Source organism: Microbacterium sp. MMO-113, assembly GCF_037148555.1.
Lineage (GTDB): Bacteria > Actinomycetota > Actinomycetes > Actinomycetales > Microbacteriaceae > Microbacterium.
In genome coordinates, this window is record NZ_JBBCTD010000001.1 from 478,792 (window position 1) to 504,847 (window position 26,056).

Annotated in this window: 28 protein-coding genes; 15 read left to right on the forward strand and 13 right to left on the reverse strand. The window is 71.7% G+C overall.

What is annotated here, in order from left to right; translation table 11 throughout:
- Positions 1 to 29 precede the first annotated feature (29 nt).
- Positions 30 to 1,097 carry an NADH:flavin oxidoreductase/NADH oxidase gene (locus WFJ36_RS02215; RefSeq protein ID WP_071328305.1) on the reverse strand — a complete coding sequence of 356 codons (1,068 nt, stop codon included), beginning with the start codon at positions 1,095 to 1,097 and terminating at the stop codon, positions 30 to 32.
- Between the two features lie 56 nt (positions 1,098 to 1,153).
- Between WFJ36_RS02215 and WFJ36_RS02220 the strand changes: the two genes are divergently transcribed.
- From WFJ36_RS02220 to WFJ36_RS02240, 5 genes are read left to right on the forward strand one after another with little or no spacing between them, the layout of a single operon-like run.
- Positions 1,154 to 1,984, forward strand: a complete 831-nt coding sequence (locus tag WFJ36_RS02220; RefSeq protein ID WP_071328306.1) for an ADP-dependent NAD(P)H-hydrate dehydratase — start codon at positions 1,154 to 1,156, stop codon at positions 1,982 to 1,984.
- A gap of 20 nt (positions 1,985 to 2,004) precedes the next feature.
- Positions 2,005 to 3,219 (forward strand): hypothetical protein, encoded by a 1,215-nt coding sequence (locus tag WFJ36_RS02225; protein ID WP_083391681.1) that lies wholly within the window; start codon positions 2,005 to 2,007, stop codon positions 3,217 to 3,219.
- A 4-nt stretch (positions 3,220 to 3,223) separates the two neighbouring features.
- Positions 3,224 to 3,556 carry a thiamine-binding protein gene (locus WFJ36_RS02230; protein ID WP_071328308.1) on the forward strand — a complete coding sequence of 111 codons (333 nt, stop codon included), beginning with the start codon at positions 3,224 to 3,226 and terminating at the stop codon, positions 3,554 to 3,556.
- A 9-nt stretch (positions 3,557 to 3,565) separates the two neighbouring features.
- Complete coding sequence (locus WFJ36_RS02235; RefSeq protein ID WP_071328309.1) at positions 3,566 to 4,795, forward strand: MFS transporter; 1,230 nt, start codon at positions 3,566 to 3,568, stop codon at positions 4,793 to 4,795.
- Between the two features lie 9 nt (positions 4,796 to 4,804).
- Positions 4,805 to 5,410 carry an NUDIX domain-containing protein gene (locus WFJ36_RS02240; RefSeq protein WP_071328310.1) on the forward strand — a complete coding sequence of 202 codons (606 nt, stop codon included), beginning with the start codon at positions 4,805 to 4,807 and terminating at the stop codon, positions 5,408 to 5,410.
- Between the two features lie 6 nt (positions 5,411 to 5,416).
- On the opposite strand, the gene metX is transcribed toward WFJ36_RS02240, so the two are convergent.
- Together metX and WFJ36_RS02250 are read right to left on the reverse strand one after the other, a co-directional pair.
- Positions 5,417 to 6,622, reverse strand: coding sequence for a homoserine O-acetyltransferase MetX (gene metX, locus WFJ36_RS02245; RefSeq protein WP_071328311.1), 1,206 nt, complete (start codon positions 6,620 to 6,622; stop codon positions 5,417 to 5,419).
- Between the two features lie 105 nt (positions 6,623 to 6,727).
- On the reverse strand, positions 6,728 to 8,050 hold the full coding sequence (locus WFJ36_RS02250) for a bifunctional o-acetylhomoserine/o-acetylserine sulfhydrylase (protein WP_071328312.1): 1,323 nt from the start codon (positions 8,048 to 8,050) through the stop codon (positions 6,728 to 6,730).
- 159 nt (positions 8,051 to 8,209) lie between these two features.
- On the opposite strand from WFJ36_RS02250, the gene WFJ36_RS02255 reads away from it, so the two are divergent.
- From WFJ36_RS02255 to WFJ36_RS02265, 3 genes are read left to right on the forward strand one after another with little or no spacing between them, the layout of a single operon-like run.
- Complete coding sequence (locus tag WFJ36_RS02255; RefSeq protein WP_177173796.1) at positions 8,210 to 8,992, forward strand: SDR family oxidoreductase; 783 nt, start codon at positions 8,210 to 8,212, stop codon at positions 8,990 to 8,992.
- Positions 8,989 to 9,702 carry a uracil-DNA glycosylase gene (locus WFJ36_RS02260; protein ID WP_336642556.1) on the forward strand — a complete coding sequence of 238 codons (714 nt, stop codon included), beginning with the start codon at positions 8,989 to 8,991 and terminating at the stop codon, positions 9,700 to 9,702. The genes WFJ36_RS02255 and WFJ36_RS02260 overlap by 4 nt, the downstream gene beginning before the upstream one ends.
- A 9-nt stretch (positions 9,703 to 9,711) precedes the next feature.
- Positions 9,712 to 10,314 (forward strand): GNAT family N-acetyltransferase, encoded by a 603-nt coding sequence (locus WFJ36_RS02265; RefSeq protein ID WP_071328315.1) that lies wholly within the window; start codon positions 9,712 to 9,714, stop codon positions 10,312 to 10,314.
- A 79-nt stretch (positions 10,315 to 10,393) separates the two neighbouring features.
- Here the strand turns inward: WFJ36_RS02265 and WFJ36_RS02270 are convergent, their stop codons facing one another.
- From WFJ36_RS02270 to WFJ36_RS02295, 6 genes are all read right to left on the reverse strand, one after another.
- Complete coding sequence (locus WFJ36_RS02270) at positions 10,394 to 11,182, reverse strand: ABC transporter ATP-binding protein (RefSeq protein WP_292789232.1); 789 nt, start codon at positions 11,180 to 11,182, stop codon at positions 10,394 to 10,396.
- Complete coding sequence (locus WFJ36_RS02275; protein WP_071328316.1) at positions 11,179 to 11,970, reverse strand: ATP-binding cassette domain-containing protein; 792 nt, start codon at positions 11,968 to 11,970, stop codon at positions 11,179 to 11,181. Before WFJ36_RS02275 ends, WFJ36_RS02270 begins: the two co-directional genes overlap by 4 nt.
- The gene (locus WFJ36_RS02280) at positions 11,967 to 12,836 is read right to left on the reverse strand and encodes an ABC transporter permease (protein WP_071328317.1); all 870 of its coding nucleotides are present in this window, start codon (positions 12,834 to 12,836) and stop codon (positions 11,967 to 11,969) included. The genes WFJ36_RS02275 and WFJ36_RS02280 overlap by 4 nt, the downstream gene beginning before the upstream one ends.
- Positions 12,833 to 13,783 (reverse strand): ABC transporter permease, encoded by a 951-nt coding sequence (locus WFJ36_RS02285; protein ID WP_071328318.1) that lies wholly within the window; start codon positions 13,781 to 13,783, stop codon positions 12,833 to 12,835. The genes WFJ36_RS02280 and WFJ36_RS02285 overlap by 4 nt, the downstream gene beginning before the upstream one ends.
- A 16-nt stretch (positions 13,784 to 13,799) precedes the next feature.
- The gene (locus WFJ36_RS02290; protein WP_336642557.1) at positions 13,800 to 15,317 is read right to left on the reverse strand and encodes an ABC transporter substrate-binding protein; all 1,518 of its coding nucleotides are present in this window, start codon (positions 15,315 to 15,317) and stop codon (positions 13,800 to 13,802) included.
- A gap of 92 nt (positions 15,318 to 15,409) precedes the next feature.
- Positions 15,410 to 16,327: an alpha/beta fold hydrolase gene (locus WFJ36_RS02295; protein ID WP_071328320.1), complete on the reverse strand. Its 918-nt coding sequence runs from the start codon at positions 16,325 to 16,327 to the stop codon at positions 15,410 to 15,412.
- 177 nt (positions 16,328 to 16,504) lie between these two features.
- On the opposite strand from WFJ36_RS02295, the gene WFJ36_RS02300 reads away from it, so the two are divergent.
- The 3 genes from WFJ36_RS02300 to WFJ36_RS02310 are packed head-to-tail and all read left to right on the forward strand — an operon-like array spanning position 16,505 to position 18,216.
- The gene (locus WFJ36_RS02300; RefSeq protein ID WP_071328321.1) at positions 16,505 to 16,981 is read left to right on the forward strand and encodes a carboxymuconolactone decarboxylase family protein; all 477 of its coding nucleotides are present in this window, start codon (positions 16,505 to 16,507) and stop codon (positions 16,979 to 16,981) included.
- Positions 16,978 to 17,712 (forward strand): tyrosine-protein phosphatase, encoded by a 735-nt coding sequence (locus tag WFJ36_RS02305; protein ID WP_071328322.1) that lies wholly within the window; start codon positions 16,978 to 16,980, stop codon positions 17,710 to 17,712. Before WFJ36_RS02300 ends, WFJ36_RS02305 begins: the two co-directional genes overlap by 4 nt.
- Before the next feature lie 33 nt (positions 17,713 to 17,745).
- The gene (locus tag WFJ36_RS02310) at positions 17,746 to 18,216 is read left to right on the forward strand and encodes an SIP domain-containing protein (protein WP_071328323.1); all 471 of its coding nucleotides are present in this window, start codon (positions 17,746 to 17,748) and stop codon (positions 18,214 to 18,216) included.
- Between the two features lies 1 nt (position 18,217).
- On the opposite strand, the gene WFJ36_RS02315 is transcribed toward WFJ36_RS02310, so the two are convergent.
- The 4 genes from WFJ36_RS02315 to WFJ36_RS02330 form a co-directional block, all read right to left on the reverse strand.
- Positions 18,218 to 18,661, reverse strand: coding sequence for a Fe-S oxidoreductase (locus tag WFJ36_RS02315; RefSeq protein ID WP_336642558.1), 444 nt, complete (start codon positions 18,659 to 18,661; stop codon positions 18,218 to 18,220).
- The gene (locus WFJ36_RS02320) at positions 18,658 to 19,461 is read right to left on the reverse strand and encodes an arginase family protein (RefSeq protein WP_336642559.1); all 804 of its coding nucleotides are present in this window, start codon (positions 19,459 to 19,461) and stop codon (positions 18,658 to 18,660) included. Before WFJ36_RS02320 ends, WFJ36_RS02315 begins: the two co-directional genes overlap by 4 nt.
- Positions 19,462 to 19,524: 63 nt before the next feature.
- Positions 19,525 to 20,268 carry a PspA/IM30 family protein gene (locus WFJ36_RS02325; RefSeq protein WP_336642560.1) on the reverse strand — a complete coding sequence of 248 codons (744 nt, stop codon included), beginning with the start codon at positions 20,266 to 20,268 and terminating at the stop codon, positions 19,525 to 19,527.
- Between the two features lie 59 nt (positions 20,269 to 20,327).
- Positions 20,328 to 22,361: a TPM domain-containing protein gene (locus WFJ36_RS02330; protein WP_292789250.1), complete on the reverse strand. Its 2,034-nt coding sequence runs from the start codon at positions 22,359 to 22,361 to the stop codon at positions 20,328 to 20,330.
- A 122-nt stretch (positions 22,362 to 22,483) separates the two neighbouring features.
- Here WFJ36_RS02330 and WFJ36_RS02335 point away from each other — a divergent pair, with 122 nt between their 5' ends.
- Genes WFJ36_RS02335 through WFJ36_RS02350 form a run of 4 tightly spaced genes read left to right on the forward strand, consistent with a single transcriptional unit; the run spans position 22,484 to position 26,054 of the window.
- Complete coding sequence (locus tag WFJ36_RS02335) at positions 22,484 to 23,323, forward strand: DUF3097 domain-containing protein (protein WP_336642561.1); 840 nt, start codon at positions 22,484 to 22,486, stop codon at positions 23,321 to 23,323.
- Positions 23,324 to 23,364: 41 nt separating this feature from the next.
- A complete protein-coding gene (trmB, locus tag WFJ36_RS02340; protein ID WP_292789255.1) occupies positions 23,365 to 24,090 on the forward strand; it encodes a tRNA (guanosine(46)-N7)-methyltransferase TrmB in 726 nt (241 codons plus the stop codon).
- A complete protein-coding gene (locus WFJ36_RS02345; RefSeq protein ID WP_336642562.1) occupies positions 24,087 to 24,938 on the forward strand; it encodes a CPBP family intramembrane glutamic endopeptidase in 852 nt (283 codons plus the stop codon). Before trmB ends, WFJ36_RS02345 begins: the two co-directional genes overlap by 4 nt.
- Before the next feature lie 39 nt (positions 24,939 to 24,977).
- Complete coding sequence (locus WFJ36_RS02350; RefSeq protein ID WP_336642563.1) at positions 24,978 to 26,054, forward strand: DNA polymerase IV; 1,077 nt, start codon at positions 24,978 to 24,980, stop codon at positions 26,052 to 26,054.
- The last annotated feature ends 2 nt before the right edge of the window (positions 26,055 to 26,056 follow it).

The following is a 26,056-nucleotide window of genomic DNA, read 5'->3' on the forward strand; positions in this document are numbered from 1 at the left end:
TCGGGAACCGGCGGCCTTCGTCGTGGGCGTCAGCGCCAGTGCGCTCGCTCGTACTGCGGCGGCCAGGCGACCTCGTCGCCCAGCTCGTGTGCGGCCCGCAGCGCGAAGTGCGGGTCGCGCAGCCACTCCCGTCCGGCGAAGATCGCGTCGGCCGCCCCGTCGGCGAGCACCTGCTCGGCCTGGGCGGCGGCGGTGATGAGGCCCACGGCCGACACCGGGATCCGCCCGCCCTGGCGGACGGTCTCGGCCAGCGGGACCTGGTAGCCGGGGGAGACGCTGATGCGCTGGTGCGCGACGAGGCCGCCGCTGGAGACGTCGATGAGGTCGGCGCCGCGCGCGGTCGCCCAGCCGCCGACCGTCGCGGCCTCCTCGGGCGTGAAGCCGCCCTCGGCATGATCGGTCGCCGAGATGCGGACGAACAGCGGCACGTCGTCGCCGGCCGTCTCGCGCACCGTGTCCACGACACGCAGCAGCAACCGGGCCCGGTTCTCCAGCGAGCCGCCGTAGGCGTCCTCTCGGAGGTTCGACAGCGGAGACAGGAACTGGTGCAGGAGGTAGCCGTGGGCGCCGTGGATCTCGATGACGTCGAAGCCCGCATCGAGCGCCCGCCTGGTCGCCGCGGCGAACCCGTCGACCACGCGGTCGATGCCCGCTGCGTCCAGGGCGACCGGCGCGGCGAACCCCTCGTAGGCCACCGCAGACGGTGCGCTGGTGATCCATCCGCCTGCCGCGGCGGGGACCGAGCCGCGCTCGTCGGCCCACGGCCACCAGGTCGAGGCCTTCCGCCCGGCGTGCGCGAGCTGGATGCCCGCAGCGGACCCTCGATCGTGGATCGCGCGGACGATCGGGGCCAGTGCGTCGCGCTGAGCGTCGTCCCAGAGGCCGAGGTCGCGCGGGGAGATCCGCCCCTCCGGGACGACGGCCGTGGCCTCGGCGACGATGAGTCCGGCACCGCCCGAGGCGAACTGCGCGAGGTGGGTGTGATGCCATTCCTGCGCCACGCCGTCGACGGCGCTGTACATGCACATGGGGGACACCCAGAGGCGGTTGCGGAACGTGGCGGAGCGGATGGTCAGCGGAGAGAAGAGAAGACTCACCGTTCGACGGTACCGCCGGCGCGGACCGGACAGGGCCGTCGGGCTAACGTGGAGTCATGAGCGACGTGCGCGAGTGGTCCCGCAGCGACGCGGCGCGGTTCTTCCGCACGCCGACCGCCGAGGATGACAAGTACTCGCGGGGCGTCGTGGGCGTGCGCACCGGATCGGCCGCCTATCCCGGCGCCGCGGTGCTGGGCGTCGAGGCCGCGTGGCGCACCGGTGCCGGTTTCGTCCGCTACGTGGGCGCGCCGCCCGCGGTCGCGGCGGTGCTCGCCCGGCGCCCGGAGACCGTCGGCGGGCCGGACGCCGGACGCACGCGGATCGGCGCCTGGGTGATCGGGTCCGGGACCGATCCGGACGACCGGAGCACGGCGGAGGCGCAGGCGCTGCGGGAGATCGTCGACGGCGACGTCCCCGTGGTCATCGACGCCGGAGCGCTCGATCTGGCGCCGACCGCCCGCGCCCCGTTCGTCGCCACGCCGCACGGCCGGGAGTTCGCGCGGCTGCGCGAGCATGTCGGCATCGACGGGGCGGGGGACGATCTCGCCGATGTCCGCGACGTGTCCGCCGCGATCGACGGCGTGGTGCTGCGCAAGGGCGCGCGCACCGTCCTCGCGGCACCCGACGGCACGCTCATCGCCGTCGAGGCGGGGACCGGCTGGCTCGCGACGGCCGGGACGGGGGACGTGCTGGCGGGGATCGTCGCCGCCGTGATCGCCGCGAATCCGGGCAGCCCGCTCGTCGAGTCCGCCGCGGCGGCCGTCTGGCTGCACGGGCACGCCGCCCGCCTCGCCGCCGCGGCGACCGGGGGCGCGAGCGGTCATCCGATCGTGGCGCTCGACGTCGCGGAGGCGCTGCCCCGCGCGGTCGCGGACCTCCTGTCGTGAGGACCACGGCCCGGAGGAGCGTGCTCGCGCTGTGGATCGCCTTCCTCCTCGTCCACGTCCTGACCGCATGGCTGGGCTGGGTCTACCCGAGCCAGCCCATGGGGGACGTCGTGCTGGTCTACGAGCCCTGGGCGACGGCCGCGTGGAGCGGCGGGGAGACCGTGGGCGTCACGGAGTCCTGGGTGTACCCGCAGCTCGCGCTCCTGCCGATGATGCTCGCTGCCGTGCTCGCCGCCCCGTTCCTCCCGCTGCTCGGCGTCTCCGGCGCCTACCTCATCGGCTGGGCGCTGCTGGTCACGGTGCTCGACGCCGTCGCCTTCGCCGTGCTCGTCGGGCGCGGACACGTGCGGGCGCGGCGCACCGCCGCGTGGTTCTGGTGCGCGGCCCTGCTCCTCCTCGGACCCATCGCGCTGTACCGCATCGATGCCGTCACCGTGCCGATCGCCGTCGTGGCCGGCCTCTGGCTGGTGACCCGCCCGACCATCGCCGCGGCGCTGCTGGCCATCGGCGTCTGGATCAAGATCTGGCCCGGTGCGCTCCTCCTCGCGGCGGTCGCGGCCGGGAGGGCGCGGCTGCGGATGCTTCTGGCCGCCGCGGGCGTCACCGCCGGTGTGGTGGTGGTGCTCCTGATGCTCGGCGCCGACACCGAGATCCTCGGCTTCCTCACCGCGCAGACCGGCCGGGGGCTCCAGATCGAGGCGGTCGCCGCGACGCCGTTCCTCTGGATGGCCGTGACGGGGGCCGCCCGCATCGAGTACAGCTACGACATCCTCACCTTCCAGATCGTCGCGCCGGGCGCGGAGGTCGTCGCGACGGTCCTCACCCCGCTCCTGGTGCTCGCCGCGGCCGTCGTCACCGTCGTCGGCGGGGTCAAGGCCGCGCGCGGTGCGTCGTTCGCGCGACTCTTCCCGCCGCTGGCCCTGCTCCTGGTGACGGTGCTCATCGGCCTGAACAAGGTCGGCTCGCCGCAGTTCCAGACCTGGCTGCTCGCACCCGTGATCCTGTGGCTCGTGCTCGACCGCCGCAGGGCACGCACCGCCGCCGCCCTGGTGCTCGCGCTGTGCCTGCTCACGTGTCTCGTGTATCCGCTGAGCTATGACGGGCTGCTGCGTGCCGAAGAAGCCCCCGTCCTGCTGCTGACGATGCGCAACGTCCTGCTCGTCGTCCTCGCCGCCGTGAGCGCCGTCGCGCTCGCGCGGGTCCCCGCCGTCCGTCGTCCTCGAAACCAGGAGTGAACCCATGCTGATCGCCTTCTCCGTCGCCCCCAGCGGCACGCCCGCCGACGGCGCCGAGCGCACCGATGCCTCCGTGCACGATGCCGTGGCCGCCGCGGTGCGCGTCGTCCGCGCGTCGGGCCTCCCGCACCGTACGACGAGCATGTTCACCGAGATCGAGGGGCCCGACTGGGACACCGTGATGGACGTGGTCAAGCGGGCGACCGAGGCGGTCATGCCGTACGGATCGCGGGTGTCCCTCGTCCTCAAGGCGGACATCCGCCCCGGCTACACGGGAGAGCTCGACGCCAAGGTCGAGCGCCTGGAGGCGGCGATCGAGGAGTCCGACGACCGGTAAGCTGAACCGGTGAATCCCTCGACACCTTCGAGGGGTGCGGCGAAGTGGGCGCTCCTCTCCCTCGCCATCGGCAGTTTCGGCATCGGCATGACCGAGTTCGTCGTCATGGGCCTGCTGCCGAACATCGCCGCCGACCTCCTCCCGTCCGTCTGGGCGTCGAGCCAGGAGGAGGCGCTGAGCCAGGCCGGCTGGCTGATTTCGCTGTACGCACTCGGCGTCGTCGTCGGCGCCCCGACCATCGCCGGCTTCGTCGCCCGCTACCCGCGGCATCGGGTGATGATCGTGCTCGCCCTCGCGCTGACCGTCTTCAACGCCCTCACCGTGGTGCTGCCGACGTTCGAGCTCGTCGGGGTCTCGCGCTTCCTCGCCGGACTCCCGCACGGCGCGTACTTCGGCATCGGCGCGCTGGTCGCCGCCGATGTGATGGGGCCGGGCAACCGTGCCAAGGGCGTCGCGTTCATCCTCACCGGGCTCACGGTCGCCAATGTCGTCGGCGTGCCGCTGGGCACCTTCCTCGGCCAGGAGTGGGGCTGGCGCGCGGCCTTCGCGGTCGTCGCGCTCGTCTTCGCGCTCGCCACCGTCTTCATCGCGCTGTTCGTGCCCGCGCACCCGGGGAACCCCGGACGCACGATGCGGGCGGAGCTCGGGGTGTTCCGCATCGGTCAGGTCTGGTTCACGCTCGGGGTGGGGGCGATCGGCTTCGGCGGGTTCTTCGCCGTCTACAGCTACATCGCCCCGCTCGTGACGGAGGTGGCGGGGTCCCCGGACTGGGTCGTGCCGATCGTGCTCGTGCTCATGGGGCTCGGCATGACGGGCGGGAACCTCGTCGGCGGTCATCTCGCCGACATCGACCTCCGCCGCACGCTGCTGCTGGGCCTCGCCGCGATGGCCGTCGTGTTCGCTCTCCTCGCCGTGCTCTCGTTCTGGATCGTGAGCCTGAGCCTCGTGGTGGTCCTCGTCGGGTTCGTCTCGTCCGTGCTGAGCCCGACGATCCAGACGCGGTTGATGGACGTGGCCGGCGACAACCAGTCCATCGCGGCGGCCATGAACCACTCCGCCCTGAACATCGGCAACAGCCTCGGTGCCTTCCTCGGCGGCATCGTGATCGCGATCGGCTGGGGCTTCACGGCGCCGGCATGGACCGGGGCGGTGCTCGCGGTGGCCGGACTCCTCATCGCTCTGGTGTCGTTCCGCGTGGAGGCACGGCGGGTGGCGCAGACGCCGGTCCTCGCGTCGTAGAGTGACGGGGTGACCGCTCCCGACGACGACCTCCCCCTCGCCGGGACCGTCGTGCTGCTGCGCCCGAGCCCCGGCGGCTTCGAGGTGCTGCTGCTGCGCCGTCCGTCGCGAGGCTCCTTCGCGGACGCCTGGGTGTTCCCCGGCGGGAAGGTCGAGCCGGGGGACCGTCAGGCGGGCGCCGCGGACGTCGAGGACGCGCGCCGTGCTGCCGCCAGAGAGACCGCGGAGGAGGTCGGACTCGTCGTCGACGACCTGGTGCCTCTGTCGGAATGGCGGCCGCCCGCAGAGGCGCCCGTGCGGATCCGCACCTGGTTCTTCCTCGCCCTCGCCCCCGACGCCGAGCCGTCGCCTGCCGCCGACGAGGTCGTCGAGCTCGCCTGGGTGTCACCGGGCACGGCCTTCGAGCGGCACGCGGCGGGGGAGTGGCGGCTCTTCCCGCCCACCTGGCTCACGCTGCACCGGCTCTCCGCCTTCATCGACGTCGAGGCCGCGCTGGCCTCCGGCGGAGCGGTCGAGCTGTTCCAGACGGAGGTGCGCGACGGGGGGCGGGCGTTCGGCTGGGCACAGGGGACCCTGCACGCCCACACCCTGCCGTGGCGGTTCGACCCGGCCTGACGCGGTTCAGGCGTCGAGCAGGCGCCGCAGGTGCGTGCCGACGGCCTCGGTCTCGATGAGGAACCCGTCGTGGCCGAAGTCGCTCGTGAGCACCACCGCCTCGCCGTCGAGCACGTTCCGGATGCTCCGGGCGATCCGCTGCTGACCGTCGACGGGGAAGAGGCGGTCGCTGTCGATGCCGAGGACGAGGGTCGTCGCGGTCACCGCCTTCAGGGCCTCCTCCACGCCGCCGCGGCCCCGGCCGACGTCGTGCGAGTTCATGGCCTCGACGAGGGCGATGTAGCTGTTGGCGTCGAAGCGGCGCGTGAACTTGTTCCCGTGGAAGTCGAGGTAGGACTCCACGGCGAAGCGTCCGCCGTGGCCGAGCGGCGACACGTCCGACTGCCAGGAGCGCTGGAATCGCTGGTTGAGCTCGATCGGGCTGCGGTAGTTCAGCAGCGCCATGCGGCGGGCCAGGGCCAGGCCGCGGTGCGGGCCGTCGCCGTCCGCGAGGTCGTAGTACTCGCCGCCCTGGAAGCGCGGGTCCATGCGGATCGTCTCGAGCTGCACGGTGTTGAGCGCGATCTGGTCGGCGGTGGTGACCGGGGGCGAGGAGAGCACGGCGAGGCGCTGCACGCGGTCCGGCTGCGCCACGGCCCACTCGAGCGCGTGCATGCCGCCCATCGAGCCGCCGATCACCGCCGCCCAGCTGTCGATGCCGAGCGCGTCGGCCAGGCGCACCTGCGCCGCCACCTGGTCGCGGATGGTGAGGTAGGGGAAGCGCGACGCCCACTCGTAGCCGTCCGGGGCGATGCTCGCGGGGCCGGTCGATCCCTGGCAGCCGCCGAGCATGTTCGGCGCGATCACGAACCACTCGTCGGTGTCGAGCGGCGCACCGGGGCCGACGACGTCCTCCCACCAGCCGGCGGTCGGGTGGCCGGCACCGGCCTCTCCACGCACATGGCTGTCCCCGGTGAGGGCGTGCAGGACGAGAACGGCGTTATCGCGAGCCGCGTTGAGCTCGCCCCAGCTCTCGTACGCGAGGCGGATGCCGGGGAGCTGGGCTCCGCTCTCCGTGGTGAAAGCGCCGAACGCGGCGAATCGGCGGCCGCCGACGGGGTCGCCGTCCCGCCAGGCGCCGGTGGCCGGCGGGCGGGCACGGAGCAGCCGGACGTCGGCCTCCGTCACCGGTGCCGACGGCACCGTGTCCTCGGAGGTCGTCTGCCAGTCCATGTCTCCATTGTCGCCTGGCGGGTGCGTCCCGGCCCGCAGGTTACGACACCGGACACGACGAAGGCCCCGGACCGTGCGGTCCGGGGCCTTCCCGAGGGCATGCGCTCAGGCGCGTGCGGCCTCCGAGACGGCGCGCGCGGCGGCGAGGGCCTGGTCGAGATCGGCCTTGAGGTCCTCGATGTTCTCGAGTCCCACGGACAGGCGCACGAGGCCGGGGGTCACGCCCGCGGTGAGCTGCTGCTCCGGGGTGAGCTGCGCGTGCGTCGTGGAGGCCGGGTGGATGACGAGCGAGCGCACGTCGCCGATGTTGGCGAGGTGGCTGAACAGGGAGAGGCTGTTGACGAACTCGCGTCCGGCCTCGACCCCGCCCTTGAGCTCGAACGAGAGCACGGCGCCGACACCCTTCGGGGCGTACTCGTTCGCCTTGGCGTACCAGGGCGAGGACGGCAGGCCGGAGTAGTTGACCGCGGCCACGTCGTCACGGCTGTCCAGCCACTCGGCGATCTCCTGGGCGTTCTGCACGTGGCGCTCGATGCGCAGCGACAGCGTCTCGACACCCTGGATGAGGTTCCACGCGCTCTGCGGGGCGATGGCCGAGCCGAGGTCGCGGAGCAGCTGCACGCGGGCCTTGATGATGTAGGCGAGCGGGTCGCCGACCGCGGCCGTGTAGCTGGCGCCGTGGTAGGAGGGGTCCGGCTCGGTGAGACCGGGGAACTTCTCGACGTTCTCCGACCAGGCGAAGGAGCCGCCGTCGATCACGACGCCGCCGATCGTGGTGCCGTGGCCGCCGAGGAACTTCGTGATCGAGTGGACGACGATGTCGGCGCCGTGCTCGAACGGACGGATGAGGTACGGGGTGGCGATCGTGTTGTCGACGATCAGTGGGACGCCGCTCTCGTGCGCGATGTCGGCGACCGTGCGGATGTCGAGCACGTTGATCTGCGGGTTGCCGATGGTCTCCGCGAAGAAGAGCTTCGTGTTCGGGCGGACGGCGCGACGCCACTCCTCGGGGTCGTCCTGGTTCTCGACGAAGGTGACCTCGATGCCGAGCTTGGCGAGGGTGTACTTGAAGAGGTTGTAGGTGCCGCCGTAGATCGAGCTCGACGCGACGAAGTGGTCGCCGGCCTGCGCAATGTTGAGGATCGCGAAGGTCGAGGCGGCCTGACCGCTGGAGAGGACGAGGGCGCCGGTGCCCCCTTCGAGCGCGGCGAGGCGCTGCTCCAGGACGTCCTGGGTCGGGTTCTGGATGCGGGTGTAGATGTTGCCGAACTCGGCGAGCGCGAAGAGGTTGGCGGCGTGGTCGGCGCTGTCGAACACGTAGGACGTGGTCTGGTAGATCGGCGTCGCCCTGGCCTTGGTGACGGGGTCGGGGGCGGCGCCCGAGTGGATCTGCTTGGTCTCGAAACGCCAGGTCTCGGGTGCGGACATGTGTTCCCCCTGGAACGGTCGGAAGGTCGGATGGGCTGGTGCCCTTGCAGCGAGAGTACGGAATATCGCGCCGTGTCAACAACGACCGGGAAATGTGACGTAACACGATGAGGGGCCGAGAACGGGCGGAACCTCCGCGGACATCGTACGGTGGAGGGCATGGCCAACAGACGTGCAGTGGTGACAGGTGCGAGTTCCGGGATCGGTCAGGCGACGGTGCGGGTGCTGCGGTCTCGGGGGTGGGACGTCGTCGGCGTCGCCCGCCGTGCCGACCGGCTCGCCGCGCTCTCCGCGGAGACGGGGGCATCGACCATCGCCTGCGACCTGACCGACGACGCGGCGGTGGCGGCGCTCCTCGCCGAGCTGGAGCGCACGGGACCGGTGCACGCGCTCGTCCAGGTGGCCGGCGGCGCGCGGGGGACCGACCGCGTCGAGGACGCCGCGCTCGCCGACTGGCAGTGGATGTACGACGCGAACGTGCTCGCAACCCAGCGCCTCGTCGCCGGGCTGCTGCCGCTGCTCCGCCGCACCGCGGACGCGGACGGCCATGCCGACCTCCTGTTCGTGACCTCGACGGCCGCGCAGACCGCCTACCCGGGCGGCGCGGGTTACAACGCGGCGAAGGCGGCTGAGGCGATGCTCGTCCGTGCGCTGCGTCAGGAGCTCAACGGCGAGCCGCTCCGGGTGGCCGAGGTCGCCCCGGGCATGGTGCACACCGAGGAGTTCACGCTGAACCGGCTCGGGGGCGACGCCGTCGCCGCGGAGGCCGTGTACTCCGGGGTCGAGGCGCCCCTTCGCGCCGAGGACGTGGCGGACGTGATCGCCTACGCCCTGGACGCGCCGGCCCACGTGAACCTCGACCTCATCACGATGCGTCCGGTCGCGCAGTCGGCGCAGCACCTGCTCGCGCGGGGACCGCTGCGGGTCCGGCCCGTCGAGTGACCGGAGGACGCACCCTCGCCGAGCTCGCGGACGAGGGGCTGATCGACGCAGGGTGGGCGGAGGCGCTGGCTCCGGTGCAGGACACCGTCACGGCGCTCGGGGAGCGGCTGCGCGCCGAGCAGGCGGCCGGCCACGGCTACCTTCCGGCGGGGCCGAACGTGCTGCGTGCCTTCCAGCGACCGCTCGCCGACGTGCGGGTGCTGATCACGGGCCAGGACCCCTATCCGACCCCCGGGCACCCGATCGGGCTGTCGTTCGCCGTGGACCGCGACGTGCGCCCGCTGCCACGGAGCCTGACGAACATCTACAAGGAGCGGGAGACCGACCTCGGCCTTCCACCTGCGCCGCACGGAGACCTCACCGCGTGGAGCGATCAGGGCGTGCTGCTGCTGAACCGAGTCCTGACCGTCCGCCCCGGTGCGGCCGCCTCCCACCGCGGCTGGGGGTGGGAGCAGGTGACGGAGCTCGCGATCCGTGCCCTGGTCGCGCGCGACCAGCCGCTCGTAGCGATCCTCTGGGGGCGGGATGCCGCGAACCTCCAGCCGCTGCTCGGCGACACCCCGGTGATCGCGTCGGCTCATCCGTCCCCTCTCTCCGCCAGCCGCGGCTTCTTCGGCTCCCGGCCCTTCTCCCGCGCGAACGCGCTTCTGGAAGAGATCGGCAGTGCTCCGGTGGACTGGAGGGTGGAGGGCGAGGGCCCTGGTCTCTAAGCTGAGCGCATGCAGTTCGAGCCCGGGGACCGACGTCGCGTTCTCCCGCGTCATCTCCGCAGGACCACCGCGCCGGACACGTTCTCCTATGTCATCCGTCCCGCGCGGGCGGCGGATCTGCCCCACGTCCGGGAGATCTACAACCACTTCGTCAGCAATTCGGCCGTGACCCTGGACGAGCGACGCAGCAGCATCCCGTACTGGAGGGACAAGTTCACTCTCCTGGAGCGCCTCGGGCTGCCGTTCCTCGTGGCCGTGTCGCCGTCCGGTGCGGTGCTCGGATACGCGCTCGTGCAGCCGTGGGCCGGCAAGAACGCCTACCGCTACACCGTCGAGGACGCGATCTACCTCGGGCCGGGGGCTGCGGGGAAGGGGCTGGGATCGGCGCTCCTGCAGGCGCTGATCGAGGCCTGCGAGCAGCGGGGACTCCGCGAGATCATCGCCGTGATCAGCGATCAGGGGGCGGAGGCCTCGATCCGGCTGCACGAGAAGCTCGGCTTCGTGGAGGCCGGACGCATGGGGCGCGTCGGTCGGAAGTTCGGGCGCGATCTGGGCACGGTGTCGCTGCGCCGCCCGCTGCGTCCGCGTCGTCGTTCCCTCTTCCCGCGCTGACCCACCCCTTTGCGTGCCTCCCACCCCGTTGCGGGCGAACGCAACGGGCCGGAGCAGCCGCAAAGGGGTGGGTCGGCGATCAGGCGTCGGGGATGACGGGGATCGCGGAGAGCAGGGTGCGGGTGTAGTCGGCGGTCGGGTGCAGGAGCACGTCGCGGGTCGGACCGCGCTCGACGATGCGGCCGTCCTTCATGACGACGACCGCGTCGCAGAGGTTCTGCACCACGCCGATGTCGTGCGACACGAGCAGCAGCGTGAGCTCGTCCGCGACCCGCAGCTCCGCGAGAAGCTCGAGGATCTGCGCGCGCACCGTGACGTCCAGCGCCGACAGCGGCTCGTCGCCCACGAGGATCCGCGGACGATGGACGAGAGCGCGCGCGAGAGCGATCCGCTGCCGCTGTCCGCCGGAGAACTCGTGCGGATAGCGATCGCCCATCTCGGGGTCGAGGCCGACGCGGGCGATGACCTCGCGCACCCGTGCCCGATGGTCGCCGTCGATGCCGAGGGCCCACAACGGCTCCCGCACGATCTGCCCCGCGGTCATCCGGGGGTCGAGGGAGGCGTAGGGATCCTGGAAGACGAGACCCGTCTGCCGGCGCAGCCAGTGCAGCGATCGCGCGGAGGCGCCGGCGTCGACGATCCGGCCGTCCACCGACACGGTGCCCGCGGTCGGTCGGTCGAGGCCCAGCAGGAGTCGCACGAGCGTCGACTTCCCCGAGCCGGACTCGCCGATGATCCCCAGGGAGGCGCCCTCGGAGACGTCCAGGTCGGTCGGCTCCAGGGCCGTCTGCCGCCGGGTGCGCTCGAACGCCGTCCGCTTCGGCATGACGAAGTCCCGTCGCAGCCCGCGCGCTTCGATGAGGCTCATGCCTCTCCTCCCTCAGGCCGCCAGAGCGTCGCGGTCGCGTCCCGCAGCAGCCCCTGCGTGACAGGAGAGGTCGGCGCGGTCAGCAGTCGCGACACCGGCGCGCTCTCGACGACCCGACCGTGTTCGAGCACCACTCCCTCCGTCGCCACCTGGGACAGCACCGCGAGGTCGTGCGTGATGAACAGGAGCGACATGCCCTCGTCGGCGACGAGCCCGAGCATCAGGGACAGGATCTCGGCCTGGATCGTCACGTCCAGGGCCGTCGTGGGCTCGTCGGCGATCAGCAGCCGCGGACGGCAGGCGAGGGCCATGGCGATCGCGACGCGCTGCCGCTGGCCGCCGGAGAGCTGGTGCGGATACCGGTCGACGATGGTCTCCGGGTCGGGGAGTCGCACGCGGGCGGCTTCCGCGATCGCCCGGTCACGGGCCTCGCGCCGGCCCAGGCCTTCGTGGATGCGGATGGACTCCGCGATCTGGCGGCCGACCGTCCGGATCGGGTTGAGCGCCGTCCGGGGTTCCTGGAACACGATGCCGATGTCGTCGCCGCGCAGCCGGGCGAGCTCACGGTCCGGCATCCCGATCAGCTCGGTCCCGTCCCACCGGATGCTCCCGCGTGCCGTCGCCCCCTCCGGCAGCAGTCCGAGCACGGCGAGCGCCGTGAGGGACTTCCCGGAACCGGACTCGCCGATCACCCCGAGGCGGGTGCCGTCGGGGACCTGGAGCGAGATGCCGTCGACCACCCGGCGTCCGTCGATCTCGATGACGAGATCCTCGACCGTCAGACTCATGCGACCACCGCCGGTGTGTGCGTCTCGGCGGCACGGTGCCGCAGGGTGGGGTCCGTGGCTTCCCGGAGCCCGTCGCCGAGCAGGTTGAGGGCCAGCACGGTCAGGGTGATCGTGAGCCCGGGCCAGATCACGGTGAGCGGGTGCACGCCGATGTAGCGCTGGAGATCCGCGAGCAGCAGACCCCAGCTCGGTTCCACGACCGAGGCCCCGAAGCCGAGGTACGACAGGCCGGCCTCCGCGAGCACGGCCACGGCCATCGACCATGAGAGCTGCACGATGAAGACCGGTGCCACGTTCGGCAGGAGGTGACGGACGAGGCTCTGCGCGGGGGTGAGGCCCGACGCGCGCGCGGCGAGCACGAAGTCGCTCTGCTGCACGCGGCGCAGCTCCGGCCGCGTGACCCGCGCGATGTTCACGCCGAAACCGATCCCCACCGCCCAGATCACGACCCAGAGCGATCCGCCCCACACCGACGAGATCATCATCGCGATCAGCAGCACGGGGAAGGCGATGAGGATGTCGACGAACACGGCGACCGTCTCCCGCACGAGCCGGGTGGTCAGGGCGCCGAGGGCGGCGAGGGCGATCCCCACCACGGTGGCCACGAGTCCGGCGCCCACGCTGACGAACACAGTGGTCCGCGCCCCCGCCATGAGCAGGCTCAGGATGTCGCGCCCGGTGTCGTCGGTCCCGAGCACGTGCGGCCACCCCGGCGGCAGCCAGCGGTCGCCGATGTTCGAGGCCCGCGGGTCGAACGGCGTCCAGAAGAGGGACACGACGGCCGCCAGGGCGACGAGGGCGATGACGATCAGTCCGAACCGGCCGGTCGAGGTGCGCCAGAGTCGAGGGAACCAGCGCGTGCTCATGCGGCCTCCCGCTGTCGAGGGTCGATCGCCCGGTGCAGCAGATCCACGAGGAAGCCGACCACCAGCACGAAGCCGGTCAGCACGAGCAGCTCACTCTGCACCTTGACGAGGTCGCGCGTGCCGACGTCGGTCACGAGCATGCGGCCGATGCCCGGAAGCGTGAACAGCTGCTCGATCACGACCGACCCGACGATGATCCCGGCGACCTGGAGGCCGAGGACCGTGATGATGGATAGCCCGACCGCCGGGATGCCGTGCTGGATGAGGGCGCGGGTCTTCGTCAGCCCCTTGGCGGCCGCGGTGCGGACGAAGTCCTGTCCGGCCGCCTGCAGGGTCGCGCTGCGCACGAAGCGCATGAGCATGGCGCCCTCGACGATGCCGATGGTGAGGGCCGGCAGCAGCAGCGCCTCGATCGCTCTTCCCGGCGTGGACCATCCGGTGCGGGGGAAGCCCTGGGGCGGCAGCCAGCCGAGCCACACGGAGAACACGACGATCAGCATCATGCCCGCCCAGACGACGGGCACCGCCGCGAGCGCCTGGGCGCCGACGCTGAGCGCCGTGCCGTCGCGGTGGCCGCGGCGCAGGGCGGCGAGGATGCCGAAGGGCACCGCGATGAGCACGGCGATCACCAACGACATGATCCCGAGCGGAACGGTGACCTGTGCCTTGAGCAGCAGCTCCTCGCCGACGGAGGCACCGGACAGCAGCGAGGTGCCCAGGTCGCCGCGGAGGATGCCGCCGATCCAGTCGGCGTACTGCGCGAGCAGAGGCTGGTTCAGCCCCAGCGACTCCCGCAGCGCCTCGACCTCGGCAGGGGAGGCCTGGGTGCCGGCGATGAGCTGGGCCACGTCGCCGGGGAAGACGCGCAGCGTGAGGAAGATGAGCGCGCTCGACACGAGGAGCCCTGCGATCAGCAGGGCTCCTCGGACGAGCGCGTAACGCAGCACGGAGCGTCGACCGTCGTCAGCTCGCGGCGGAGACGGTCACACCCGCGAGGTTGATGCGCGAGTTGATCGAGTCCTCCGGGAAGCCGCTGACGATCGGGCTCACCGCCGTGATCGTCTGACCGTTGTAGAGCCAGTCCGCCGCGTGGTCCTCGGAGACGATCCGCGCCGCCTCGGCGAGGAGCTTCGCGGAGGCATCCGGGTCGACCTCGGCCAGCGCCTGCGCGTAGAGGTCCTGCACCTCGGCGTTGTCGTAGCCGAAGTAGTAGTCCGGGTTGGCGAAGTTGCCGAAGTCCCGGGGCTCGACGTGCAGGACGAAGCTGAGGTCGTAGTCCTTGTTGGTGTACACGTCCTCGAGCCAGGTCGGGAACTCCACGGAATCGACCTCGAGGTTCACGCCGACCTTGTCGAAGTCCGAGATGAGGACCTTGGGGACGGTGGTGCCGTAGAACGACGGGATGGTCAGGGTGAGGTCGAGGTCCTCCTGGCCGGCCTCGGCGAGCAGCTCCTTGGCCCGCTCAGGGTCGTAGGAGATGACGTCGGAGAGGTCCTCATAGCCGGGGTCGAGCTCGGGGATGGGGCCGTACAACGGCGTGCCGGCACCGACGGCCTCGATGAGCGCGTCGTGGTCGATGGCCAGGCGCAGCGCCTCGCGGACCCGGACGTCGTCCAGCGGAGCCTTCTTGTTGTTGAAGGCGAGCGTGGCCTTGTCGGTCGTGCGGCCCGTCGTGAGGGTGAAGTCACCCGAGTCCTCGAGCTGCGGAGCGAGGTTCGGGTCGACGGCGGTGAGGACGTCCACGTCACCGGCGAGAGCGGCGTTCACTCCGGCCGTGAAGTCGGGGATGTACTGGAACTCGACCTCGGCGACGCCCGCCGGCTCGCCCCAGTAGTCGTCGTTGCGGGCGAAGGTGATCGTGCTGCCCTTGTTCCAGCGCGTGAGGGTGAACGGTCCGGTGCCGTTCTCCGCGGTCTTCAGGTCGGTGGTGTCGCCCTTCTTGAAGACGAGGCCGGCCGGGCCGGTGAGGGCGAAGAGGAAGTTCTGGTTCGGCTCGGACAGCACGATCTCGACGGTCGTGTCGTCCGGAGCGGAGATCGAGGAGACGGACGCGAACTCCGCGTTGCCCTGCACCGTCGCGTCGGTGCGGACGGTCTCGTAGGAGGAGACGACGTCGGCCGCCGTCAGGGGCGAGCCGTCGTGGAAGGTGATCCCGTCGTTGAGGGTGAAGGTGTACGTGAGGCCGTCGTCCGACACCTCGTACTCCGAGGCGAGCCGCTCGACGATCTCGTTCTCCTGGGTGCGGCTGACCAGTCCCTCGTAGATGTTGTCGATGAGGATCTGCTCCAGCGCGGCACCGCTGGTGTGCCGGATGTCGAGATTGGTGGGCTCGAGCACGAGACCGACGTGCAGGGTGGCGTCGGGGTCGGGCTCGCCACCCGTGGACGGGGCAGGCTCGGCAGAGCCGGAGCAGGCGCTGAGGATCACGGCGGTGGCCGCGAGCGCGGAGATCAGCGCGAGGCGTCGATGACGTCGGAACATGGGTGTTTCCTCTCGGTGCGGCAGGTGCTGTGTGCCGGTGGGACGAGCCTAGGGTCGGGCGGGATGCGGCGCGGCGGCCGTGGAACGGAACGTCATATTCCGGCCGCGGCCGCGGAGCCGACGAGGGCGGCGAGGTCGCGAGGCGCCGTCTCCTGCACGTTGTGCGTGGCGTCCATCGCGACGACGCGCGCTTCGGGGAGGCGGCGCTGGAACTCCTCGGCGTCGGCAGCGCTCACGAAGCCGCGCTCGGCGCGGACGAGCGTGACGGGCGCGGTGACCGCCGCCAGATCGTCCCAGCCGTTCTCGTGCAGGACGGACGGGTCAGCCGAGGTGCCGGGGTCGTGGGCGGCGAGTGCGGTGGCGGCGAGGTGGGCGAAGTGGTGCTTCCATTCGACCCGGCCGTCCGGACGGACGCGGGTGTTGAGGAAGACGCCGCGCTCGGTCTCGGGGCGGGTGCCGCCGAACCCCAGGGACATCGCCTTGTCGACGAGCTCGTCTCGGGTCGCGAAATCCGTCGGCCCGGCGTAGAACTGCCGAAGCGCCGCAGGGCCGGCGGTGACGTCGATCCCCGGCGTGATGTCGACGACGATCAGCGCGGCCACGAGGTCCGGCCGGGCCGCGGCGACGGCGGCCCCCGTGAGACCGCCGAGCGACTGTCCCACCAGGATCTGCGGCGAGGAGGTCCAGGCGTCCAGCGCGGCGATGACGTCGGCGGCGAGGGTGCGGGGGGAGTAGTCCGCATCGTCGCGCCAGGAGGAGTCGCCGTGGCCGGCGAGGTCGATCGCCAGGAGCGGCTGCCCCAGGGCCAGCGCCGTCGTGTCCCATGTGTGGGCGTTCAGGCCGGCGCCGTGCAGCAGGGTGATGCGTGGCGGCGCGGACCCGAAGCGCAGCCCGCTCACGACGCGACCCTCAGGGAGGGGGAGCGTCAGGCGCTCCACGGTCGGAAGGGGAACGCCGAGCGCGTCGGCCTGCGCGGGAAGATAGGAGAACTCGCTGGTGTCGATCGGCACGCGGCTATTCTGCGCCCCGTTTCGACCCCACGGGAAATGCCGGAGCAAAGTGAGAAGAAATAGGGTGTCCAGACAGGGCGATATGCAAGGTAATCGCGTAGTCAGGCTGGCAGTGTGCATTTCCGAGTGGCCGGTCCTGCACCGTCTCCTGCGCCCGTCGCCGAATATCATGGAGGTATGACCGAACAGCGCGTGCACCTGTCCAAGACGGAGCCTGCGGCCTATCAGGCCCTCGACGCCTTCTCGAAGACGGTCGGCACGATCTGTGCCGAGAACGGCATCGACGATCGGCTGAAGGAGATCGTCATGATCCACTGCTCGCAGCTGAACGGGTGCAGCTACTGCACACGGATCCATGTGGACCGTGCGGTCGCCGCCGGGCTGGACGTCGACACGATCAGCCAGATCGCCGTCTGGCGGGAGAGCGGTGTGTTCAGCGACCGGGAGCGTGCCGCCCTCGAGCTGGCGGAAGCTTTCACCTTCATCGCGGAGGACGGCATCTCGGACGACGTGTACGACCTGGTGGGGAGTGTGTTCACGGAGAAGGAGTACGCCGCGTTGAGCTGGGCATGCGTGTCGATCAACGCCTTCAACCGCATCGTCATTGCGGGGCGGTACCCGGTGCCCCCGCGCAGCCCCCAGGCGGGCGCGTGACGATCCTCGACGTCGACGGCGTGGCCAACGTCCGGGACGTCGGCGGCATCCCTGCGGAGGGCGGACGCATCCGCAGCGGCGTACTGCTGCGCTCCGGTCAGCTCTCCACCGCGACGACGAACGGCGCCGCGCTCCTGAGGTCGGCGGTGCGCCGCATCGTCGACCTCCGCGACGGCGAGGAGGTCGCCGCGGAGCCGAGCGAGATCGAGGGGCCGGAGACGACCCATCTGCCCCTGTTCCTCGGATCCGTGCGCTCCTTCTTCGAATCCGACACGAGTCTCGACGACCTGTACCTGCATCTGCTGGAGGAGAGCGGCGATCGCCTGGTCGCCGCCGTCCGCGTGATCGCGGCCGGGGAGCCGACGCTGGTGCACTGCACCGTGGGCAAGGACAGGACCGGGGTGACGGTCGCCCTGGCCCTCTCGGCGGTCGGCGCTGATCGGGAAGCCGTCATCGACGACTACGCCCTCACCGAGTCGCAGCTGCCCGCCGAACGGTCGCGGCGGATCGCCGCCTATCTGCGGAGTCAGCATCCGGAGGCGGTCCATGCGGTGGATCTTGCCACCCGCTCGCCGGCCGAGGTGATGCGTCGCCTGCTGGCCCAGGTCGACGAGCGGTGGGGGTCGGCCGCCGGCTACCTGCGCGCGAACGGCATGACCGAGGAAGAGCTCGCCGCCCTGCGTGATGCCCTCGTCGAGCCGGTGTCGGAGGACACCACCCGCGAAGGTTAGGCAAGCCTTCGCTTGGTGTACGATGGGATCACCATGGACACCACGCTCGACACCCGAGGCACGCGCGCGGCTCGCCGCGCGGCGCGCCGTCGCGCACACCACCTGGTGACCGCCGATGAGCACTCGCTGCTCGACCTCGAGGCATTCCTCGCGACCCTCCCGCTGTGCGCGTCCGGTCGCATCTTCATCGAGGTTCCTGATGTCTCCGACATCGGCGTCATCCACGCGCCCGGTCGCATGACCGTCACCTGGCTCGCGCGCTCCGCGCGCTCGGGAGCCCCGGGAAGCGGCCGTGGCTGCGCGCCCGGTGAGGCTCTGGCCCGAGCCACCTGCGCATGGGCGGACGAGATGCTGGTGGACGACGAGGTCGAGACCCACGTCACGCTGCTCGGGGGCTACCTCGGTACCGCTGACATCGTCGAGCACCTCACGGACCGCCTCCGCGTCGCCGTGAACCGGATCCGCGTGCCGGAGCGCTTCGGACTGCTTCGCGTCGAGGGCTGAGTCAGCGCGGGCGGCGCACGTAGTTGCCGTCTTCCAGCCCCGCTTCGATCTCGAAGCGGTTCCGCAGCGGGTCGCGTCCCGCGAACAGATAGAGCACCGGCATCAGGAAGCCGTAGCGCAGCCACTGCTGCTTGTGCACGGCCTCGTGGCGCAGCACCGAGTCGGTGGGCCGCGCGACGCCGGTGAGGAAGCACCCGCCCACGCAGACGCCGCCCCGGTGGAAGGCCCATCGGGGCATGCCCCGGAACACCCAGAGCCCGCCGCGCCGTTCGATCGGGCCGGTGCTCCACAGCGTGCCCCAGATCCAGCCGACGGCCGTTCCCCAGAGGTAGCCCAGCCGGCTGATCGGCGAGCGCAGCAGGAAAGACGGGATGCGGCGGTCCGCACGGCGTCCGCGGGCGAGGCGCTCCGCCGCGACCGCCTCCCAGTCGGGTGCCGGGCTCACGCGACGGCTCCGACCAGGCGCAGGATCGCTCCGAGGTCATCGACGGCGTCGGCCGGAGTGCGGGGCGCGAAGCCCGCGATGGTCGCCCCGGCGAGGGGGACGCGGCTCCGGAGCTCCCGGATCGCCGTGCTCAGGGACGCGGGAGTCACGCCGAACGGTACGGCGGCGGAGACTCCGGTGAACGACGCCGGGTCGAGGACGTCGACGTCGATGTGCACCCACACCCGCTGCGCGCCCGTGGCCTGCACGGCGTCCGCGAGCGCCCCCGGGTCGTCGAGGTCTGCCACGCCGACGTTCCGGAGACGGTCCAGCTCGTCTGCTTCGGCGTCGTCCACGTTGCGGACCCCCACGGTGACGACACGGTCACGGGGAAGACCGGGGGAGAGGGCGAGCTGCGGTTCTCCCTCTCCGAGGACCGCGCGCAGGGCCATGCCGGAGAACGCTCCGGACGGCGACGTCTCCGGAGTGTGCAGATCGGCGTGCGCATCGCACCAGACCACGGCGAGGTCGTCGGTGCCGCCGGGGAGCGTGTCGAGGGCGGCGACGGTGATGCTGCAGTCGCCGCCGATCAGCACGGTGCCTGCTTCGAGATATCCGGCGACCAGCTCGCGCGTGCGTGCGAGGGCGCTGAGCCGCCGGACACCCGTGCCCAGCGCCTCACCGGCTTCGACTGGAACGTCGAGGACGGTCGTCGCCGCACGCGGCAGATCGCCGGCGATCGCCGACGCGCCGTCGACGAGGAGCATCGCGCGCGCGGCGGGCGAACCCTGCCACTGCGGCACGACCAGGAAACGCACCATGGGGGACCTCCCGGAGACGGAACCGCGGATGCCCGGGCGTGCACCCGGGCATCCGCGTCGGTGTCAGTTGCCTTCGAGCGCCTGACGCGGCGCGCTGCCGCCGGCCTTCAGCTCGGCGAGGCGCGCCTCGACCTCGGTCAGCTCGCCGAGATCCTCGAGGCTCTCGAACTGCGCGTCGAGGCTCGAGGCGGCCAGCTCCGCCTTGCCCTGGGCGAGAGCCTCCTGGCGGCGGACCTTGTCCTCGAACCGGCCGAGCTCGCTGGTGGGGTCGAGCACGCTGATGGAGCTGACCGCGTCCTGCACCTTGGTCTGCGCCTCGGCGACCTTGGCACGGGCGAGCAGCTCGCTGCGCTTGTTCTTCAGCTCGTTGAGCTTGTCCTTCATGCCGTTCAGGCCGCTCTTGAGCTTGTCGACGATCTCGGTCTGGGCGGCGATCTGCGGCTCGGCGCTCGTCGCCTCCCGCTCGGCGCTGATCTGGCGCTGCAGGGCGATCTTCGCGAGGTTGTCGAACTTGTCGGCGTCGGCGGTGTTGCCCGCGCCGCGCATCTCGTCGGCCTTGCGGCTGGCGGCGAGGGCCTTGTTGCCCCATTCGTTGGCCGCCTGCACGTCTTCCTCGTGGTCGCGCTCCAGCAGCCGCAGGTTGCCGATGGTCTCCGCGATGGCGGACTCGGCGTCGGCGATGCTGTTGGTGTAGTCGCGGACGAGCTGGTCGAGCATCTTCTGCGGGTCCTCCGCAGAGTCCAGGAGGGCGTTGATGTTCGCGCGGACGAGGGTGGAGATCCGTCCGAAGATGGACTGCTTGGTCATGCGTGGTTCCTTTCAGAGGGGCGTCTTCGAGAGCTTGGCGTATGTGTCTGTGCGGGGGATCAGAAGCGTCGACCTCCGGAGCGTCCGCGTCCGCCGCCCCCGCGGGATCCGCCTCCGCCGAAGCCGGAGCTGCGGAAGCCGCCCGAGGAGCGCCAGCCGCTGCTGCGCCGGGACGAGCCGCCGCCCCCGCCGCCGGCGAGGAGTCCGCCGATGATCCCGCCGAGGATGTCGCCACCGATGCCGGAGCCGCCGGAGCGGGACCCGGAGCCGCCGAAGACTCCGCCCCAGCCGTCGTCCGGATAGCCGCCGGGGGTGTACGCGCGCAGATCGGCCTCCGCGGCGGACGTGGCCTGGCGTGCGAGATCGAGGGCGCGCTGGGCCTCGGCGAGGGCCTTCTCGACATCCGACGTGCGCAGGGTGAGGGCCTGGGTCAACGCGGCGTCGGCAGCGGCCAGGCGCGTGCGGGCGGTGGAGCCCACGGTGCCGCGGCGCGTCTCGATGAACTCCCGGGCGGCCCGGACCTCGGAGGCCGCCTGGGCGAGGGTCTGCTCCAGGAGCTGCTGGGCCCGTCGAGCGCGCTCCACGGCTTCGTGTCCGTGCGCGATCGCACCGTCGATCTGCGCGTTCGCCGCCGTGAGGGCGTCGAGGGCCCGCTGCGGGTTGCGAGGCGTCGCGACGAGATCGGCCTGTGCCCTCTGCAACTGTGCGGTCACCGTCTGGGTGGCACTCGCCAGGGCACCGGTCGGGTCGGGCAGTTGCGCTGCCGCAGCGACATCGCCCTGGAGCTCGGCGACGAGCGCCTGCGCCTGCGCCTCGATGCCGGTCAGCTCGGTGCCGAGCGCGGTGATCGCCTGGATCAGCTGCGCCGCCTGCGCCACCGCCTGCTCGGCCGTGCGGATCGCGAACGCCGCTTCACCGGTGCGCCCGTTCGCGAGGGCCTGGGCCGCGGCGTCGATCGCCCGATCGGCCAAGGCTGCGCGCTCCTGGGCCTGAGCCGGGTTGTCCGTCACGGTGATCAGGGCGGCCTGGTCGTAGGTCGCGACGAGAGCGGCGAGGGCGGGAGCAGCCGAGGCGAGGAGCGGCGTCAGATCGGCGCGCTCTCGCCGCACCCGCTCCAGCTCCTGCGGCGCGTTCTGCTCCAGCCGGCGCAGCTCGTCGAAGGCCTCGGTGTTGTCGTCGAGGATCTCGTCGATCTCGTCGGCCAGCCGGATGATGCGGATGTGCCACGCACGGCGGTCGTGGACGGAATCCTCGATCTCGTCATCGAGCTTCTGCCGCAGATCGAACGCCTCGGCGATCTTCGCCTTCGCCTCGTCGACGGCGCGGGAGAACTCCGCGGTCGCGCCCTCGCCGTACTGCGCCACGGCGAATCCCAGCTCCTCCCGGCTGGAGGTGATGGCGTCGTCCGCACGCACGAGCGCGACGCCGGCCTGCTGCTCGACCTGGGCATCGGTGAGCGTGGAGAACGGGTCGGCGGGGTCGGGTGTCTCCGGCATGGCGCCCCGCTCGCGGATGGCCGCGGTACGGCGTGCGCGCCGGACCAGAGCGACGATGAGCCAGATGAGGAGGGCGGCCGCGACCACCCCGACGACGATCAGCGTGACGCGGAGCGCTCCGGCGCCGCCGTCCCCCTGGATCTCGTCGGCGGCCAGCGTGATCGCGCCGACCCAGTCGCCGTCGCCGGCGAGCGGGGCGATCGCGTCTTCGATGGCGGCGAGCTGCCCGTCGCTCAACGGCCCGGAGGAGTCCGCGGAGATGTAGAGGCTGCGGCCGTCCACGGCGATCGCGAGCAGGTACTGATCGGGGCCGAGCCGGTTGTCGTTCGCGACCTGATCGGCCCATTCGACGCTGTCGTTCGGGTCGGTGAAGTCGTCGACGAGGACGACGAAGAGATCGGCGGAGGAGTTGTCGGTGAGCTCCTGCAGGCGGGACTCGACCTGTTCTTCCTCGGTGGGGGAGAGGACGCCGGCCTGGTCGGTGACATACCCGGGGTCGAGCGTGAGCGGATCGGTCGCGGACGCCGCCGAGGCGGACAGCGCCGCCGTCGCGACCGCGAGGGCCAGAGCACCCAGCGTCAGCCACCGTTTCGTCATCGTGTTCCCTCCGACCGGCAGCCGAGCCCCATGTGTCGAGTCTATGCACTGGGTCCGACACGCGACAGCACTCGCGCGCGTCTCGGCGTTCGCCCTCAGCGGAGACACATACGCTGGAAGGCATGGACGACAGGTACGGATCCGACGTGCTGGCAGCGGGCTGGCGCGAGCGCGGCGTGAAGCCGGTGCCGCAGGTGCCCGCCGAGGTCGACCTCGTGGTCGAGGTCGCGGCGGACGGATTCTGCGGCGCCGTGACGAAGGTGCAGGGTGGCACCGTCGAGCTCGAGGACCGGCTGGGACGGCGACGGCTGTTCCCCCTTGGCGGCGGCTTCCTCATCGACGGGGCACCGGTGCGCCTCACCGTGCCGGCGGCATCCGCGCAGGGACCCCGCCGCACCGCCTCCGGCTCCTTCGCCGTGGCGGATCAGCGGGCGCGGACGGCGCTGCCCAGCCGCATCCTCGTCGAAGGGCGGCACGACGCCGAGCTCGTGGAGAAGGTGTGGGGGGCCGACCTGCGCGTCGAAGGCGTCGTCGTCGAGTACCTCCAGGGCGTGGACCTGCTGGACGACCTCCTCGCCGCGGAGCCGCCGAGCGCGCGCCGGCGATACGGCGTCCTCGTGGACCACCTCGTGCCGGGGTCGAAGGAGTCGCGTATCGCCGAGGCGGTCGCTCGCGGACCGCACGGTCGCCATGTCCGCATCGTCGGACACCCGTTCGTCGATGTCTGGCAGTGCGTCACCCCTCGAGCCCTCGGCATCGCCGCGTGGCCCGAGATCCCGCGCGGGGTCGACTGGAAGACCGGGATCTGCCGCGCCTTCGGCTGGCCGCACGAGACGCAGGCCGACGCCGCCAGGGCCTGGCAGCACATCCTGTCGAAGGTCACGACCTACCGCGATCTCGAGCCCGCACTCCTCGGCCGGGTGGAAGAGCTGATCGACTTCGTCACCGCGCCCGCCGGCTGACCGCGTCCGGCGGCCGGGGTCCCGGCGACTACCCTGGATCCATGCCCGAACCGCGTACCTTCCGCGATGAGCCGGTGTCCTTCGTGCGTCGGAGCGGCCGGATGTCCGAGGCGCAGGAGCGCGCCTTCACCGATCTCGCCCCGCACTATCTGCTGGATGTGCCGCGCGCGGTGGCGTGGACCTCCGTGCATCCCGAGGCACGGCTCGACGTCGCCGCCGAGTACGGCCGCCAGGCGGATCTCTTCGTCGAGATCGGCTCCGGGCAGGGGCACGCCATCGTCGCTGCCGCGTCGAGCCGTCCGCACGACGACTTCCTCGCCGTGGAGGTCTTCCGCGCGGGGGTGGCTCGAACCATGCTCGATGCCGACCGGGCGGGCGCGCGGAACCTCCGCGTCGTGGAGGCCAACGCGCCGGAGGTGCTGTCCTCCTACCTCCCGGAGGCGGCGGCGGCCGAGGTGTGGATCTTCTTCCCCGACCCGTGGCACAAGAAGCGTCACACGAAACGGCGTCTGGTCCGGCCCGGATTCGGGGACACCGCTGCCAGGGCGCTGCGCGACGGCGGCCTGCTCCGGCTCGCGACCGACTGGGAGGACTATGCGCTCCAGATGCGGGAGGTGCTCGACGCCGAGCCCCTGTTCGAGCGGGCCTTCGAGGGCGACTGGGCCGAGCGGTTCGACGGTCGGGTCATGACCGCGTTCGAGCGGAAGGGTCTCGCGAAGGGGCGCGACATCCGCGACCTCGTGTACCGCCGACGGGATCGTGCATGACGCAGGCCCCTCCGAGCGCGCCCGTGGGGGTGCGCCTCGTTCCCGCGGCGCTGGTGTGCGCGGCCGCCCCGGCCTTCTTCGTCGTGGCGCTGCCCTGGCTCGGCTGGCTGCTGCTGGCGCTGGGTGTCGGCGCCGCTGTGCTCGTGGAGCGCCGCGAGGAGCCGCTCCCCGGGGCGGACGGATCCCGGCGGCCCTCGCTCAGCCGTGACCTCTCGCTGATCGCGCTCGGCATGCTCATCGTGAGCGTCATCCCGCTCGCGGCGGAGCTCGACAACCTGGCCATGCTCCGCTTCACCCTCGCGCTCGGCGGCGCGGTGCTGGTGCCGTATCTGGTCTCGCGGTTCGTCTATCGCGACCGGGCGATCCGGTTCCCCTGGCGCACCGGGCAGCGCTGGGGAGTGCTCCACTGGGGCTGGCTCGTCGCGGTGCTGGTGCTCGGCTGGCTGATCCTGCCCTTCTACTTCATCACCAGCGGCGTCTATCAGAACTGGCCCGTGGTGGACACGCCCGATCTCATCGCGCGGCTGTTCGTCGGCGTCGGCGCCGTCGGCATCTGGGATGAGCTGTTCTTCATCTGCACCGTCTTCGCGCTGCTGCGGCGCCATTTCCCTGATGCGCTCGCGAACGTGCTGCAGGCCGTCGTGTTCGTCTCCTTCCTCTGGGAGCTCGGCTACCGCGAATGGGGCCCGCTGCTGACCATCCCGTTCGCGCTCCTGCAGGGATTCATCTTCCTCCGGACGCACTCGCTCGCCTACGTCGTCACGGTGCACCTCCTCTTCGACGCGGTGGTCTTCGCCGTCCTCGTCCACGCCCACAACCCGGAGCTCCTGCCGATCTTCCTCGTCTGACGGGGTGACTTCGCGGTCGTCAGCGGCCACACTCGATGCATGGCCGAGTGGGTGCTGCACGTCGACATGGATCAGTTCATCGCCGCGGTCGAGGTGCGGCGCCGTCCCGAGCTGGCCGGACACCCGGTCATCGTCGGGGGCCGCGGTGACCCGTCCGAGCGGGCCGTCGTCTCGACGGCGTCGTACGAGGCGCGCGCCTTCGGCATCGGGTCGGGCATGCCGCTGAAGATCGCGGCGCGCAAGGCACCGGAGGACGCGGTGTTCCTGCCGGTGGATCACGCGGAGTACGAGCGGGCCTCCGAGGAGGTGATGACGGCGTTGCGGACGCTGCCCGACGTGGTGCTGGAGGTGATCGGGTGGGACGAGTGCTTCCTCGGCGTCGTGACCGATGACCCGGAGGGCGTCGCGCGGGCCGCCCAGCGCGCGGTCGAGGAGGCGACGGGTCTGCAGTGCTCGGTCGGCATCGGAGACAACAAGGTGCGGGCGAAGATCGCGACGGAGTTCGGCAAGCCGCGAGGCGTGTTCCGGCTGACCGCCGACAACTGGTTCGCGGTGATGGGCGACCGGCCGACCCGTGATCTCTGGGGCGTGGGGCCGAAGGTGCAGAAGCGGCTCGCGGCACACGGCATCGCCACCGTGCGCGAACTCGCGGCGGCGGACGAGGAGACCCTCGTCGCGGAGTTCGGTCCCAAGATGGGGCGGTGGTATCTCGGGCTGGGCTCCGGGCTGGGGCCGCGGATCGTCGACGACACTCCGTGGGTGGCACGGAGCCACAGCCGGGAGACCACGTATCAGCAGAACCTCACGACGCGGGAGGCCGTGCAGGAGGCGCTGCGCGAGCTCGCAGGACACGCCTTCGACGACTGCGCCGCCGAGGGGCCCCCGGTGACCCGGGTGCATCTCAAGGTGCGGTACGCCCCGTTCGAGACGAGGACCGTCGGCCGGAAGCTCCCGGCCCCCACGACGGATCGAGGCGAAGTGGTCGCGATGGCGCTCGTCCTCGGTGAGACCCTCGACGCCGACCGCGAAGTGCGCCTGCTCGGGGTGCGGGCCGAGATGACGATGCCCGACGAGCCGGACGCTATCGAGCGCACGCCTATGCGCGGACGCATGTGACC